14 protein-coding genes are annotated in these 14,699 nt (G+C 54.2%); 2 read left to right on the forward strand and 12 right to left on the reverse strand.

The window, feature by feature from the left end; translation table 11 throughout:
* Positions 1 to 47: 47 nt before the first annotated feature.
* Entirely contained in the window at positions 48 to 905 is an 858-nt protein-coding gene (gene rsmI, locus RT197_RS04920; RefSeq protein ID WP_312947914.1) for a 16S rRNA (cytidine(1402)-2'-O)-methyltransferase, read from the forward strand.
* Positions 906 to 952: 47 nt separating this feature from the next.
* On the opposite strand, the gene RT197_RS04925 is transcribed toward rsmI, so the two are convergent.
* The 12 genes from RT197_RS04925 to RT197_RS04980 all read right to left on the reverse strand — a co-directional run bounded on the left by RT197_RS04925 (position 953) and on the right by RT197_RS04980 (position 13,170).
* Entirely contained in the window at positions 953 to 2,032 is a 1,080-nt protein-coding gene (locus RT197_RS04925; RefSeq protein ID WP_312947917.1) for a fimbrial protein, read from the reverse strand.
* Positions 2,029 to 4,545: a fimbria/pilus outer membrane usher protein gene (locus RT197_RS04930; protein ID WP_312947920.1), complete on the reverse strand. Its 2,517-nt coding sequence runs from the start codon at positions 4,543 to 4,545 to the stop codon at positions 2,029 to 2,031. The genes RT197_RS04925 and RT197_RS04930 overlap by 4 nt, the downstream gene beginning before the upstream one ends.
* A 50-nt stretch (positions 4,546 to 4,595) precedes the next feature.
* Positions 4,596 to 5,288: a molecular chaperone gene (locus RT197_RS04935; protein WP_312948596.1), complete on the reverse strand. Its 693-nt coding sequence runs from the start codon at positions 5,286 to 5,288 to the stop codon at positions 4,596 to 4,598.
* A 73-nt stretch (positions 5,289 to 5,361) separates the two neighbouring features.
* Complete coding sequence (locus tag RT197_RS04940) at positions 5,362 to 5,934, reverse strand: fimbrial protein (RefSeq protein ID WP_312947922.1); 573 nt, start codon at positions 5,932 to 5,934, stop codon at positions 5,362 to 5,364.
* Between the two features lie 259 nt (positions 5,935 to 6,193).
* Complete coding sequence (locus RT197_RS04945) at positions 6,194 to 6,967, reverse strand: DeoR/GlpR family DNA-binding transcription regulator (protein ID WP_312947925.1); 774 nt, start codon at positions 6,965 to 6,967, stop codon at positions 6,194 to 6,196.
* 110 nt (positions 6,968 to 7,077) lie between these two features.
* Positions 7,078 to 8,121: a galactitol-1-phosphate 5-dehydrogenase gene (gene gatD / locus RT197_RS04950; RefSeq protein WP_312947928.1), complete on the reverse strand. Its 1,044-nt coding sequence runs from the start codon at positions 8,119 to 8,121 to the stop codon at positions 7,078 to 7,080.
* Between the two features lie 46 nt (positions 8,122 to 8,167).
* Positions 8,168 to 9,541, reverse strand: a complete 1,374-nt coding sequence (locus RT197_RS04955) for a PTS galactitol transporter subunit IIC (RefSeq protein ID WP_312947930.1) — start codon at positions 9,539 to 9,541, stop codon at positions 8,168 to 8,170.
* A 4-nt stretch (positions 9,542 to 9,545) separates the two neighbouring features.
* Positions 9,546 to 9,830, reverse strand: a complete 285-nt coding sequence (gene gatB, locus RT197_RS04960) for a PTS galactitol transporter subunit IIB (RefSeq protein WP_176919829.1) — start codon at positions 9,828 to 9,830, stop codon at positions 9,546 to 9,548.
* 29 nt (positions 9,831 to 9,859) lie between these two features.
* On the reverse strand, positions 9,860 to 10,324 hold the full coding sequence (gene gatA / locus RT197_RS04965) for a PTS galactitol transporter subunit IIA (protein WP_312947936.1): 465 nt from the start codon (positions 10,322 to 10,324) through the stop codon (positions 9,860 to 9,862).
* Between the two features lie 17 nt (positions 10,325 to 10,341).
* Entirely contained in the window at positions 10,342 to 11,613 is a 1,272-nt protein-coding gene (gene gatZ, locus RT197_RS04970; protein WP_312947939.1) for a tagatose-bisphosphate aldolase subunit GatZ, read from the reverse strand.
* A gap of 28 nt (positions 11,614 to 11,641) precedes the next feature.
* A complete protein-coding gene (locus RT197_RS04975; RefSeq protein ID WP_312947942.1) occupies positions 11,642 to 12,496 on the reverse strand; it encodes a tagatose bisphosphate family class II aldolase in 855 nt (284 codons plus the stop codon).
* A 227-nt stretch (positions 12,497 to 12,723) separates the two neighbouring features.
* Positions 12,724 to 13,170, reverse strand: coding sequence for a helix-turn-helix domain-containing protein (locus tag RT197_RS04980; protein WP_312947944.1), 447 nt, complete (start codon positions 13,168 to 13,170; stop codon positions 12,724 to 12,726).
* A gap of 166 nt (positions 13,171 to 13,336) precedes the next feature.
* Here RT197_RS04980 and RT197_RS04985 point away from each other — a divergent pair, with 166 nt between their 5' ends.
* Entirely contained in the window at positions 13,337 to 14,695 is a 1,359-nt protein-coding gene (locus RT197_RS04985) for a pyridoxal phosphate-dependent decarboxylase family protein (protein WP_312947947.1), read from the forward strand.
* Positions 14,696 to 14,699 lie beyond the last annotated feature (4 nt).

Raw genomic sequence — 14,699 nt, forward strand, 5'->3', positions numbered from 1 at the left:
TATTTTTATTCGATGCTCAATATTAAATCGGCAATACGGACTAAACAATGAAACAACACCAATCGGCGGATAATTCTCACGGTCAGCTGTACATTGTACCGACTCCCATCGGCAATTTGGCTGATATTACGCAACGTGCGCTCGCCGTATTGCAGGATGTCGATCTTATTGCCGCAGAGGATACGCGTCATACTGGTCTGCTGCTCCAGCATTTTGCCATCAACGCCCGCCTGTTTGCTTTGCACGACCACAACGAACAGCAAAAGGCGGAAACGCTGGTGGCAAAGCTGAAGGAAGGGCAGAACATCGCGCTGGTCTCCGATGCCGGAACGCCGCTGATTAACGATCCCGGTTACCATCTGGTCCGCATCTGTCGCGAAGCGGGCATCCGCGTGGTGCCGCTTCCCGGACCCTGTGCGGCGATTGCGGCGCTCAGCGCGGCGGGTCTGCCGTCGGATCGCTTCTGCTACGAGGGGTTTCTGCCTGCCAAATCCAAAGGGCGTCGCGATGCGTTAAAAGCTATTGAAGCCGAGCCGCGCACGTTGATTTTCTATGAATCTACTCACCGCCTGCTGGAAAGCCTGGAGGATATGGTCGCTGTCTGGGGCGAATCGCGCTACGTGGTGCTGGCACGTGAACTGACAAAGACCTGGGAGTCGATCTACGGCGCGCCGGTGGGTGAGCTGCTGGCGTGGGTGAAAGAAGATGAAAACCGACGCAAAGGTGAAATGGTGCTGATTGTTGAAGGGCACAAAGCGCAGGAAGACGATTTACCCGCCGACGCGCTGCGTACGCTGGCGCTGTTACAGACAGAACTGCCGCTGAAAAAAGCAGCGGCGCTGGCGGCGGAGATCCACGGCGTGAAGAAGAACGCGCTGTATAAGTATGCGCTGGGACAGCAATAACGACTTAAAGTTAAAACGCCTTTCCTGAATGGAAAGGCGTTGTCGGATCAGTGTACTTCAATAGTGATTGTTGCCGTGCCACGGAATTTACCCGGCTCCAGCACCCCACCGACCAGATTGACAGGATAGGCATTCATACGCGTACTGCCCCTTCCAGAATTATTGATATTTATCGTTCCGTTAATGAACGGAATATTATTTTGCCCGGCAGTATCGTCGACTATGCGTATGCCAACATCCGGTACATTGTCTGAACTGCGGCGGCGGCCTATCAGCACATACTGGCTGGCAACATCCATGCCTTCTATTACCATATCCATATTGTTTTTTATTAATGATGTATCGCCACAATCATAAATAATATCGAACTCGACGGGTCTGTAACCTTCCGGCATCTGATCTTTAGTGGTAAACCGGCTGGCATTAACCGCTCCGAGATTAACCTGGATAACGTCTCCCTGATTAATTTTACAATCCTGCGGTACGGTGATGCGCCCCTGAACGTGTAACTCGGCAATGGGTTCTAACACATTCCTGCCAGGTACGGTAGAGGAGTCACTCCATCCTGCCTCGACAGAAGCGATATGGGTGTCGGGAATGATCAATTCTCCCAGAAAGGGTTTAGTTACATACAGCGTAATTGTGGTATTTGCACCAACCGTACTCGGTGCGGCTCGCTGATCTTGCGGATCGATACTACACACGCTGCCTTTTTCATCGCGAGTGCTATAAGCGACCCCCTCTTCTTTCATCACCCTGATATTCAATGGGGTAACGGCTGTATGACCAGGAATATCATTAACTTCGGTTTTAATATCAAGGTGATCGTTCAGTCGATAATATCCTGACAGTTGACCGATATTCGGTAACCCGCTGGTGACAAAATAGTAAAGGTTAACTCTCTTACCCGCGTCACAGCTACAATCGATTTGATAAGGATTTCCGCTAAGCAGGGATGGAAATTGTTGAGTGTTTCCTGTGACATTATATTCTTTGGTCCAGTCACTGGTTAAGTCCATGTTAAAAAGTCCCGAAGCAGTGCACCCCCCGGTTATAGCAGACGCGGGGGCGGCGATAAGCAGGGAAAATATCAGCCCTGTGCCTGCAATAGACGTTCTGTATTTCATTTTCGTATTCCTTCACGACATTGTGCCGATCCGCTAAGAACTGAGGACTGACGTTGATCGCTTTCCGGCAGGCTAAAGGTGAACTGGCACTGCTGATTTAAGCCACTTCCCCAGCGCACAAGCCAGGTTTGCGGCTGGTCATTTACGCCAGTGATATAAAGCATACCGCCCTCATCAACAATACTTTGCTGACGTTGCGTGTCATTGCTGGCCATTGCGCCAAACGGTAACGGTTTGCCCTGAATATCCGTCAGTTTTACCAGCACCCGATAGCCCGTACGGGCGTTAAATCGGGCGGTTACCGCCGCGCCCTGATTGGGCACGACTATCTGGGTAGTTTCCGTTACGTCGACATCATCCGGCATCAACGTGGTATCCAGCATGATGCGGTTTTCCTGATAAGCAGTCAGATAAGGGATCACCGCATAGCCAAAGGCATCCGTCGCGATACCCGGGTAATTTTTAACCCGCACGCCCGACGCGCCGTTCGCATCGACCAGCGCGAACGCGTTGCCCAACGGTTGTGACAAGGTGATGCCATCAGGATGAGCGACGATGCCGCCGGAAACGCCATAGCTCATCTGGCGATTCCCGGAACTGTAATCGTAGCCAGTGTTAAAGGTGCCATAGGCGGAGCGATAGCTGCCGTAAACGCTACTGCCGGTCCGGTTGTTATCTGCACTCTCGCGCTGCCTCAGGCTATAGCTCAGACGACGGTCATCCAGCATTGAGCCGTTAATCCCCACTTCATGCTGGGTAGATTCATTTTTCTCACTGGTCACCCGCCAGCTCGCATTGGCATGAGTGAGCCAGCGATCCAGCGGTACGCTGAGGCTTAGCGATACCGAGCGATCGCTGTCGCGGTCGGTATAAGCGGTAAACTGTCCGCTCAGGTTATACGTCACCCCCCACACATTACCGTTCAGGCCGACAGACAGGTTTCTGTCTTTTTGTCTCCTGTCCCAATATTCCTGCTGTGAACCGGAGGCATAAATACTGGCGATCTCAAACAGATTCTGACTCAGACTCAGCTGTATTTCGCTACGAAGGCGATCGTCGCTGCTGATGTCATTTCGGTTAGCGTCAGCAAAACTGAAATAGCCTTTGCTGCTATAGCGGTAATAGCTTAGCGACAGGCTGGTGCCAGTTTCTGCGACATCTTTTATATACTGGGTACGCCAAGCATAGCCTTTATCTTTGTCGCCGTTATCAAACCGGGTGTCAGCCTGGCTGATGTCCGTGGATATCGCCCCCAGGATGCCGAGGGTAGTGCCTGCCCCCAGCGCCACGGCGCGATAATCCTCTGACAGCGTAAGGCCACCGTACAGAGTGACAGCGTTGTTCAGGCCATAGCTCACTGTACTTTCAACAAACTCCGGCTCTTTGCTGTCCTGCGAGTTATCAGCCCGGAAACGTCCTGCTATGGCGCTATATTTGATATAACCCGGACGCTGCATCAGTGGCAGGGCCGAGAAGGGCTGGATGAAACTGCGCGTCGTGCCATCAGCTTCCTCAATCGTTACGTTTAAATCGCCGCTAAAAGAAGAAGGATAGAGATCGTTAATTTCAAATGCGCCTGCCGGGACATTATTCTGATAAATGGTATAGCCATTTTGCCGTACCGTGACGATAGCGCTGGAGTTAGCGATACCGCGAATGGTCGGGGCAAAACCTCGCTGGCTGTTGGGCAGCATCGTTTCATCAGAGTACAGGCGCGCACCGGTAAACTGATAGCTGGAAAAGACCGAACCATCTGTCGCGCTCTCACCGATAACAAGCTGGGAACGCAGGCTTTTAATATCGCGCTGCAACCAGCTATTAATGCTTTCCCAGCGCGAGGCGCTTTTATCGCGTGACCAGGTGGAATAGTTGCGCAGCCGCCAGGGGCCAATATTCGCGCCGTTCTGCATGTTAAGGTATTGACGTTCGTAACGATCGCCGCTGTCATAGCGGCTTTGCGAACCGGTCAAGCTGTAGTTTGTGAACAGTACCGGCGCGCCGCTATCCCAGCGCGAAGGGTCAACGTAACCTCTGACATTTTGGTTGAGCGACAGCAGCGGCACGCTGAGATCCAGCCGCCCATGGTTAATATCAAACGTCGCGCTATAGCCGGGCATGGCCTTTTGTAGATCGGCGATTGGCGTTTGCTCGCCCCGATCCATTAACTGCGGATTATCATCAACTTTAACGCCAAGTTCACGCAGTTGCCCGAGCGTAAATTGCGGCACCAAATGATGATCGCTACCCGCAACGAAAGTGACCTTGCGCTGGACTATTTGCTTTTTGTTTACATAAATATCAACAAGGTATTCTCCGGGAAGCTGCGCATTCTCTCGAGAAAACGTAGAAAGATCCACCGCCTGCTGGCCGCTTTGGCGGGTTTCCAGTAGCGAAGGATCAAAGTAGTAGTCATCTGCCCATGCCATACCTGCTATCAGACTGGTGCTGGATACCGCGAGCTTTATCCAGAATGCCAGGCATTTGATGGGTGGTGAGTGTTTATTTCGTTTCATTCCCTGGACGCTCACATTGCCTGAAGATCGTCATGATAAAATCTGCTTAATTAAGGCAGTGTGCGAATTTCAATCTTACTTTGTCCGCCATAATCATTAATTGCAGCCCATTTGACCGTATTTTCTGCAACGGCGGGTATGGCAAGCTGTGTGTGTTGACCTGGCGCGATATATTCGATTTTATCCGTCAAATCGGTCTTGCCCAGTGATAAACCGGCAAAGACAACATAATATTCAGAAGGATTATATATATCTAATGTATTGTTATTGCGTTTATATTCAATGGATTTATAGGCATCATACGCTTTGCCTTTCAAACCTTCCGGGCGATAAAAAAGCTTTATACGCGTTTTAAATACCAGCGTCAGGGAATTGTCATTATCCATGTCTGCTTTCTTTTGCGCTGGTATGGCTCTGACATTGACATAGAAAAGCGATTCTTTATCCGTGGGCAGTTGCCCGTCTGATTTAATAATTCGCAGTGATGAGTCATCACCCGCTTCAAGACGAAACAGGGGAGGGGTAACAATAAACGGGCCTCGCGCTGTTTGCTGTGGGTTATCGACCCATGTTTGCAATAAATAGGGGGCGCTCTCGCTGCGGTTGGCAACGGATAATGCCGCTTCTTTTTTACTGGCATCATAGATCACGCGCGTTCTTTCCAGAACAATCCCGCCCGCAACGCTCTGGCAGCTCCAGCAACTCAACAGTAGCGCCAGAGCGCAGACCATTTTGTTTTTCATTTTTGTCACTTTAACCATAGAAAAAATGTCTCTTTTGCCGCTGTCAGTCAGCAAAAGAGACATGGTATGGGGATTAACGATAATCAATGGTTACATCAACGGAGGCGTTGGCTTCCCCTGGTGTAATTGCTGTAGATTCAACGGTGGAAACGTAATACGCCTGTAAAGCCACGGTAGTCTTACCATCAGCCTCTGGCGTGAAGCTCACTTTCGGGGTGGTTAATTTATTCAGGGCCATCTGAGTTTGATGTTTTACTGAATCAATACGAATACCGACACCTTTTGCCGCGGTACCCATGCCCGTCACTGCCACCAGCTCATTATTGGTGCCAGTGGTGCCGCCGCTGCGGGTTTCCAGCCAAAGCTGGAATGAGTTGTCTGTGCTGCCATCAACGTGAGCCCATTCAGCCGTCGGGCAGTTTTCTAATGGAATATCAACAGGAATTGCAGGGGTGCGATCGCCAATAGACTTGAACTGGGCGGCGGCATAATGGCCCAGTTCAATATTAATTACATCACCATTAGCAAAATCACAGGTTGAGTTCAGTATTTCACCCGTAAATTCAATCGTGCCATCAGTTGCCCAAGCCCCACCAGCTGATAACGCTAACAATGCGGCTGTCAGAGTTTTAGTAACCTTTTTCATAACATTCCTTATTAAAAATTTAATATATTAATCACCCTCACGAGTTAAATTGTATCGAAATAGCTAATGTAATAAAACCTACGCAGCGAGTTTCAGAATATATTTATGTCGGATTATTAAAGGATTTACTATTAAAACCAAGGGTTGGGGATGGTAATGTTCATGGCAGCTATTTATTCATTGTGATCAATTAATAAATAATATGTTTTGATCGTAAAGCTTTTATAAAGCCCGGCATTAAAAATCCGGGCTTCACTGTTTATACAATCTTTAGGATAACAGGCGTTTGCGCCAGCGCCAGGCGATCTTCCGCACTGATACTCTCATCGGTGATCACACAGTCGATCTTCTCCATCGGCAGCACCTGGTTAAAACCACGGCGGTTAAACTTGGTGGCGTCGAGCACCGCAACGACTTTGCGCGCCGCTGCCGCCATCACACCGCTGATGGAATATCCTTCGTTAAAGGTGGTGATGCCATTCGTGGCGTCAATACCATCGGCACCGACAAACATCAGATCGGCGCTGATCCCCTGTAGCGAACGTTCGGCAATGGTGCCGTGCATGGAGTGAGTTTTATGCCGCACCGTACCGCCGCAGACCACCAGCGTAATATCTTTATTATCCGCAAGGGTAAAGGCGGCGGGCAGGTTATTGGTGATCACCGTGATATTGGTGTTTTTTGCCAGCGCTTCGGCGACCAGAAGGGTAGTGCTTCCGCTATCGAGCAGCACCGTCATGCCTTCTTCAATCATGGCGGCGGCGGCCTGGGCAATCCGTTTTTTCGGATCGCTGGCGAGCTGATAGCGCTCTTCCAGCACCACTTCCTGATTGTCATTTTCGGCCAGATTACTGCCGGGCCTCGCCGCGCCGCCGTGAAAGCGTGTGACTAAACCTTTTTCTTCCAGCAAACGCAGGTCGGCGCGGATGGTAACTTCAGAAATGCCAAAGGTATTCGAAAGATCCAAAACCAGCACGCTGCCCTGCGAATTAACCAGATCGACGATTTTATTCCTTCGTTCAAATGAATTCATGTTAATTGCCTGATGATGAGCTGACTTTAGTTTAATCGAAGGATAGTGAAAGGGGAAAGCCAAACTTCGAAAGACTGTGTGAGCCAGCGCCGGTTGCTGGCTCTGGTAAATTACCCCATTTTGAGCAAAATCTTGCCGTGCATTGGTGCACCGTTCAGGGCCTGGACGGCGCTCGCGAAACTTTCGGCATCGCCATGGTGGGCAATCAGCGGCTGTAGCTGTAGCCTCTTTTCGGCCAGCAACCGTGCCGCCGTCGTCCACTCTTCCCCCGGCCACGGCCCGGAATAGTTCATCCAGCTTCCCAGCACCGACAGCTCTTTACGCAGGATCTGCCCGAAGACCGCCGACGTCAGGGTCAGATCGTGGTGAAGCGTGCCGACCAGCGCCAGTTGCGCGCGCGGTCCGGCAATTTCAATCGACAGCGCGACGGTTTGCGGCGTGCCTGCGGTTTCCAGCACCAACTGGTCGAACTGAATTTCCGCCAGTGCGGACTGGATCTGCTGACCGTTCAGCTCGCGGCTGTTAAATACGTGGGTTGCTCCCAGGCTTTTAGCCAGTTCCAGTTTCTGTGGATTGATATCTATGGCGGTGACGCTGTTCGCCCCCAGCTCGCGGGCGCACTGAAGTGCCAGCAAACCAATGGTGCCCGCCCCGACAATAATCACGTTTTTCCCTTCACAGCCCTGAGCCAGATGGAATGCGTGCAGGCCCACGGTAACAGGTTCGAGAAACGCCCCATCGTCAATCGGCATCGTTGGCGGCAGGCGGAAAAGGTTAGCGCGTTTAACCACCACATATTCGGCGTTACCGCCTTCGCTACGCGAGCCGACAAACTGATACTGTTTGCACAGTGAAAAGTATTCGCGCTGACACTGCGGGCAGTTAAAGCAGGGCAGCAGCGGCACGCAGGCCACCGCATCCCCCGGCGCTAAATCGCTAATCCCGTCGCCGCAGGCGGCGACGTAGCCACTGAATTCATGGCCGAGGGTAATCGGATAATAGTGCGCGCCGTGGGCGAAAATACGTGGAATATCTGAACCACACAGGCCAGAACTGACCACCTTGACCAGTACATCATCCTCTGTCTCCAGGCACGGCATCGGACGTTCTTCAACGCGTACTTCACCCTCAGCGTGGATCACCACTGATTTCATAAGATCCTCCAGGAATGTAAAGGGGAGCGGATGCTCCCCGTCAGAATTACGATGCGGGTTGACTCTGTTGCGCGGCGGCGGCTTTTTCTGCCGCTGCGAAGCCGCGCGCTCTGCGCCATGTAAGCAGGACACCGAGGAGATAAATGACGGCGATAACCACGAAGCCGACAATGTTCTGCCAGGTGAAAACCTGGATCAGCAGCCAGGTGATTGGCGAGCCGCCCTGGTCCATTGAAGCCACCATGCCGCCCGCTTTCAGCGCGCCCGAGTTGGCGGCAAGCTGGGTATGCAGGCCAATCGTTTGGGTGGCGATCCACAGGGTGATCCCCATGATAATCACCCCGGAAATCAGCGTGCGGAACAGGTTGCCCTGGTGGACTGCGACCGCCATGGCGACGAAGAAGCCGATGGTTGCCAGATCGCCAAACGGTAAGACCTGGTTACCCGGCACCACCACCGCCACCAGAATGGTCAACGGGATAAAAATCAGGCTTGCCGATACCACGGAGGTGTGGCCAAGCAGCAGCGCCGGATCAAGGCCAATCAGGAACTCCTGGCTGCCGAATTTGGCCTGTAGCCGTTTACGGGCGTGTTTAGCGATAGGCGTCAGACCGTCCATAATCGGTTTGATGACCCGTGGCATTAACAGCATCACCGCCGCGGTTTTAACCGCCAGTTGCAGCACGCCTTTCGCGTCATAGCCCGCCAGCACGCCAATCACAATCCCCATAATAAAGCCCACCGTGACCGGTTCGCCGAAGGGACCAAAGCGTTTTTGAATATCATCGGCGCTGAAATGAATGCGGTTAAGCCCTGGGATCTTATCGATAATCAGATCGACCAGCACCGCAATCGGCCCCAGATACGCCGAGCTGCCGTGCGGAATGGCGATGCCTTCCAGACCAAAATAGTCGCGCGTATCTTTGGCAAACCAGTCGCCCAGCTTGTACACAAAGGCCGCGTGAATCACTACGCCAAGAATGCCAATCCAGTAAGAGCCGGTCGCCAGATGCAGCATTGCGCCGGTGAAGGTCATGTGCCAGATGTTCCAGATATCAACGTTCACCACGCGGGTCATGCGGGTGACCAACATCAGAACGTTAACGCCAATCGCCACCGGAATGGCAATCAGCGCAATCTGTGACGCCCAGGTCATCGGAGAAGAGCCGGGCCAGCCGATATCCACCACGTGCAGATTGATCTCAAACTGTTCCGCCATCGCTTTAGCCGCCGGGCCGATGGAATCCAGCATCAGGCCGATCACCAGCCCGATCCCCACGAAGCCAATCCCGATATGCAGGCCGGATTTAAAACAGTCCCCGAGCTTCATCCCCATCAATTTTGAGAAGATGATGATCACGATCGGCAGCATGACCGTCGGACCTAAGTCAAGGATATAACGCATGATTTCGCTAAACATAACGTTACCCCACCAGGATGCTCAGGATTTTTTGTTGCAGCGCTTCAATGCCGACGCCGGAGATAAACGGCATTCCGTGCACCACCGGAATGTCGCCAAAGGTCCGATCGACTTTTGCCGTCGTGCAGATGAGATCCGCCCCATCCATATAGGTTTCGATCTCATTCACCCGGCACTGGACCAGATCGAGAGTAATATTATTGGCTTCACAGAGTTCTTTAATTTCTTCTGCCGCCATCGTTGAGGTGGCAACAGCGCCGCCACAGGCGACAATAACTTTACGTTTCATAGGGTATTCCTTTTATTATCAGTATGTTGTTAAGCCTGGGCGCAGGGTTCAGTCATCATAATAGTTTCCTGAAAAAGCGCGGCCAGACGGTCATCTGCTGCTCCCAGCAATGCGTCCAGCGTGCCAGGGTTTTGTAGCTCACTAAATAACCGGCGCAGGAGCTTCAGCTGCGCGCTGGGGTTTTCCACAATCAGCGCGATGATGAGCGAGACGGCAATGTCGTCTTCGTCATCCGCGCGTTGAAACGCAACCGGCGTGTCTGGCCGGATCAGGTAAATGGCGGGGGATTTCGCGTGCACCGCCTCACAATGGGGAATGGCAACGGCATGATGTTCCAGCGCGATACCGGTCGGAAAACTGGCTTCCCGCGCCATCAGCGCCTGCGGATAAGACTCATGCACGACGCCCTTCGCCAGCATTTCTTGTCCAATGTGCTCCAGCGCCTGCTGGCAGGTGCTGAAATTAATCCCGGTGCGAACAAACAATTGGCTCATAAATCCTCTTTATACAGTCAGGCTATTTCGGAAGAACAACCGTAACGGTAGGCCCGCAGAACGTCCTGAATTTTGTCGAGGATCAGATCGTGCGGCGTGGCGGTCAGCTCGCTCATCGCCAGGCGCTCAAACTGCATCGGCAGATACTGGCTGATAAGCCCCAGCGGCAGGGTGGTGGCGCTGAGATTGGCGACCAGCTTCTCTACGCTCTGGCGAATACGTGGATGCGGCCAGTAGTAGCGGATGCGATCCGAGAGGCTGAAGTGGATATCCACCATCGCCTGGCTCCAGGTCGGGCGGTAATATTTCTTCCAGTAGCGCGGCTCGTTCAGCATGACTTCATCGATCACTTCCAGAACCTGACTGCGGTTTTCCGGGGCGATCAATTCGTTTTCCATCTGCGCCAGCGCAAAAATGGCCTCGCGCAGGGCAAAGGTCAGCGCCGGACCGACCTTCAGGATGGCGAAGTGATCGCGCACCAGCGCGCGGTAGGCATAGCGGGTCTGATAATCGGTGGAGTGGGCTTCATAGACCATCGGCGTTTCTTTGATCCAGCCAGACAGCGCCCGCGCGCCTTCCGGCTGATAGTGGATAATCTGGGTGTGATCGAACTCGACGCCCGGCTGGACCACAATCGCAATCACCCGGTTAAGCGCCTCTTCAAGCCCCAGCGCACGGAACGCGGCCTGATGGGTGGCAAGGGTGTTGGCGGCATCTTCGGCGCGGGTGACATGGACCGTTCCGATGGTGCTTGCTTCGCCGCCGGGAACCGGAACTTCGGTGCCAATGACATAGGTCAGATGGCGCTTCTGCTCTGCCGTCGCGGTGTGCTCCGCCACGGCGCAAAGCTGCGCCGCACGTTCCGCGACGACGTTTGGGTCCAGCGGCAGCGGATCGTCGGCGCAGGACATCGACGCATCAAGATGAATTTTGCTGAAGCCTGCGGCGACATAGGCTCTGATCAGCTCCAGCGATTTTTCCATCGCCGAAGCGGCGTTTTCGTTCTGCCAGCAGTTCGGGCCGAGGTGGTCACCACCGAGAATAATGCGCTCATGCGGAAAGCCTACGTCATCCGCAATCTTATACACAAAGTCGCGGAAGTCGGCGGGTTGCATCCCGGTATAGCCGCCAAACTGGTTGACCTGGTTTGAGGTTGCTTCAATCAGGACCTTGTGCTGCCCAGGCAAATCAAAGCGCAGGGCGGCTTCAATCACCAGCGGATGGGCTGAGCAAACGGAACAAATACCTGTATGCTCACCCGCTTTATGGTCAGAAATAATCTCTTTCATTTCGCTCTCCGTTTACTTTTATTTATCTTCAAAGCTTTCCTTCGCACCCGCAGTCGGCAATCACTTTCTTCACCACCTCTTTCATCGCGGCTTTCGCTGGCACCATGTAATGGCGCGGATCGCTGGCATCGGGGTTGGCAAGGAAGTACGCTTTCAGCGCATCGGAAAAGGCCATTTTCAGTTCGGTGGCGACGTTGACTTTGCATACGCCGAGCGCAATCGCCCGGCGTATGTCGTGGGTGGGCAGGCCGGATGCGCCGTGCAGAACCAGCGGGACCGTAACGGCCGCGCGGATCTCCGCCAGCCGTTCAAAATCCAGCTTTGGCTCTGCGCTATACAGACCGTGCGCGGTGCCGATCGCCACCGCCAGCGAATCAATACCCGTCCGCTCAACGAACTCAAGCGCCTGCTGCGGTTGGGTATACAGCGCATCTTTCCCCTCAACCACCAGGTCATCTTCCTGTCCGCCCAGCCGCCCCAGCTCTGCTTCGACGCTGACGTCGTAGCGATGGCAGTAATCGACCACCTGCTTAACCAGCGCGACGTTCTCATCAAACGGCAGATGAGAACCGTCGATCATCACCGAGCGGATCCCGGCGTTCACTTTCGCCTCAATGTCTGCCGTCTTTTCATGATGATCCAGATGGATCGCCAGCGGCTGGTTGTACTGATGAGCGAGCGCCCCGGCAATCGCCACGATATTGTCCTGACCCGCATAGCTGAACGTCCCTGGCGTCCCGGCGACAATCAGCGGCGAACGCAGTTCAGCAGCGGTTTCAACCACAACCTGCAACGTCTCAAGATTGTGGATATTGAAGGCAGGCACCGCATAACCTTCACGCTGTGCCTTTTGCAGCATTGCTTTGGTTGAAATGACGAACATTCTTCCTCCGAAACCTTTCGTTTATTTTCTTCGAAAGAAAATATAGGGTTTTGGAGATTGTTTTTGTGATGAATGTCTAATAATGAAGATAATCGAAAGATAAGGTAAGGTTGTGAAGGTATGTGCGCTGACGGAAAAAACGGTTACGGGCCGGGGGGCTATGCTGTAGGGAAGCCTGAGAAAGAATAAGCGGACGCAAACCGCAATAGATTGTGATGGGGGAAACGCTACTTAACCTTCTGCACCTCGGTAGCCGACGGTTTCAGCGCGGTGCCGTCGGGCGCGGTGGGAGCCATCAAAGGAACTGGCCTTCCGGTGTGCTTTTCGAGCAGCAGAGAATGACGTTCTTGATCAGCGAACAGGTATTTTTCGCCCCATTGCCGCAGCGCGACCACGACGGGAAACAGGCTTTCCCCTCTGGCGGTCAGGACATACTCCTGATAAACCGTGCCATCCGAGGCGTTCTGGAGATCAAGGATACCGGCATCGACCAGCTTGCGCAGTCGGTCAGCAAGAATGTTGCGTGCGATCCCCAGGCTGCGCTGAAAATCGCCAAAGCGGCGCATACCGTCAAAGGCATCGCGCACGATCAGTAACGACCAGCGATCGCCGATCAGATTGACGGAGCGTGCAACAGGACAAGGCTCGTCGTTCATGGGTTTGCGGGATGGCATCTCATCTCCTGATTGACAGAGGGGGAAGAATCTGGTTGCATTTTAAAACCACATAGCCTGGCGTTCAATCAGTTTTGTTTTGATACCAGACAGGGCTAAAAAGATGTCCCCTGCCTTACCGCTTCCGACGGTGGCTAAGGTTAAAAATAACAAGAGAGAGGCTCGAATGAACGAACTGGAACTTTTGGCCCATGCCGATGCGCTTGGCCGTCGCTATACCGAAACCACGGTTCAGCGGCGCGTATTTCCTTCCGACGACGCGATTGCCGCTCTCGCTGCCTTCGACGAGCCGCTGCCTGAGTTGGGGGCGCCCGCTGAAGCCACGCTGGCGCTGCTGGATGACGTGGGATCGCCTGCCACTACCGCCTCCAACGGCCCGCGCTACTTCGGGTTCGTGATCGGCGCGGCATTGCCTGCCGCCGCCGCCGCCGATCGACTGCTACTGGCGTGGGATCAGTGCGGCTCGACGTTTGATAATTCGCCGGTGTCCGCCACGCTGGAACGGGTCGCCGCGCGCTGGGTGCTTGAGGCGCTGGATCTCCCCCGTGAGAGCGCTGTCGGATTCGGGACCAGCGCCACGGCCTGTACATTGACGGCCCTGGCCGCCGCGCGCCGCGAGTTGCTGGCGCGCCAGAACTGGGATTTCGACGGACAGGGGCTGAGCGGCGCGCCGGAAATCCGGGTAGTCGTCTCCGAACTGATCCACATCACGGTCATAAAGGCGCTCCGCGTGCTCGGCTTTGGGTTGAATCAGATTATCCGCGCGCCGGTCGATGCTGCGGGACGGGTAGATGCCGCCAGGCTCCCGCCGCTCGATGAGCGCACGATTCTCTGCCTGCAGGCGGGGGAGGTGAACACCGGTGCCTTTGATCCTTTCGGGAAGATCATCCCGCTCGCCAGAAACGCGGGTGCGTGGGTGCATGTGGATGGCGCATTCGGCCTTTGGGCGCGGGCTTCATCGCTTGCCCACCTGACCACGGGCATTGAACTGGCCGATAGCTGGACCACGGATGCGCACAAATGGCTGAATACGCCTTATGACTGCGCGATGACCATTTGCCGTGATGCACGGGCGCTGGCCGCCGCCATGAACAGCGATGCCGCCTATTCCAGCGCCAGTATGGACGCACAGAAAAACCTTACGCTGGAGTTCTCGCGGCGACCGCGTGGTATTCCGGTGTGGGCGGCGTTGCGCAGCCTGGGGCGTCAGGGTGTTGCCAGGCTGGTAGAAGGACACTGCGCCCAGGCACGTCGTATCGGCGATGGCCTGGCGGAGGCTGGTTTTGAGGTGCTCAACGAGGTAACACTTAATCAGGTACTGTTTCGGTGCGCAGACGATGCAAAAACGCTGGCCGTGCGCGCGGCGGTTCAGGCATCCGGTGAAGCCTGGTTTGGCGGCTCCGTGTGGCAGGGGCGACCTGCCATGCGCATTAGCGTATCGTCCTGGCGCACGCAGGACGCAGATGTGGATGCACTGATAGCCCTGGTGATTCGTCTCGCCTCAGGTGTCGGTAAAGCGCGCTAAGTTC

Origin of the sequence: Superficieibacter sp. (assembly GCF_032071645.1) — a bacterium.
In the GTDB taxonomy this organism is placed as follows: Bacteria; Pseudomonadota; Gammaproteobacteria; order Enterobacterales; family Enterobacteriaceae; genus Superficieibacter.